This window comes from Maricaulis virginensis, assembly GCF_027922185.1.
In the GTDB taxonomy this organism is placed as follows: Bacteria; Pseudomonadota; Alphaproteobacteria; order Caulobacterales; family Maricaulaceae; genus Maricaulis; species Maricaulis virginensis.
On sequence record NZ_BSFE01000029.1, the window covers coordinates 1 to 526 of the forward strand.

1 protein-coding gene is annotated in these 526 nt (G+C 64.8%); it reads left to right on the forward strand.

Going from position 1 to position 526, the window contains the following annotated elements; all coding sequences use genetic code 11:
- On the forward strand, positions 1 to 403 hold a 403-nt coding region (locus PKE71_RS17585), incomplete at its 5' end, for a replication initiator (protein WP_373878831.1).
- Positions 404 to 526: the final 123 nt, after the last annotated feature.

Genomic DNA, 526 nt, shown 5'->3' on the forward strand with positions numbered 1-526 from the left:
CGCTCACTACGGACCCCACGTCGACGCCAGCGGCAACCACGCCAACCCCTACCGGCTGCTGGGCAAGTGGGCTCACATGCTCGGCTTCCGGGGCCACTTCTCCACCAAATCCCGGCGCTACTCCGTGACCCTCGGCCAACTCCGCAGGGCACGCGCCAAGTACCGCGACCTGGTGGCGACCGCCGAGCACGACGAAGACGCCCGTAAGGCGCTGCTCGACCTCGAGGAGCCCGAGGCCCGGCACTTGGCGGACGACACCGAGACAACCCTCGTCATCGGCAACTGGACCTACCAGGGCACCGGCTGGACGAACCCCGGTGACGAGACCCTCGCGCTCGCGGCTGCTGCCCGTGCCCGCGAATACGAGCAGTGGAAAGCCCAGACCAAGACCACGAACCGATGAGTGAGGAGATGTGAGATGGATGAGAAGTTGCTGACCTCTGAGGAGGTCGCGGAGTCGATAAGTCGGAGGCCAAGCGGTCTTAGGAAGACAAGTTCGCTCTACAACTCCTTGGCTCACAGAACG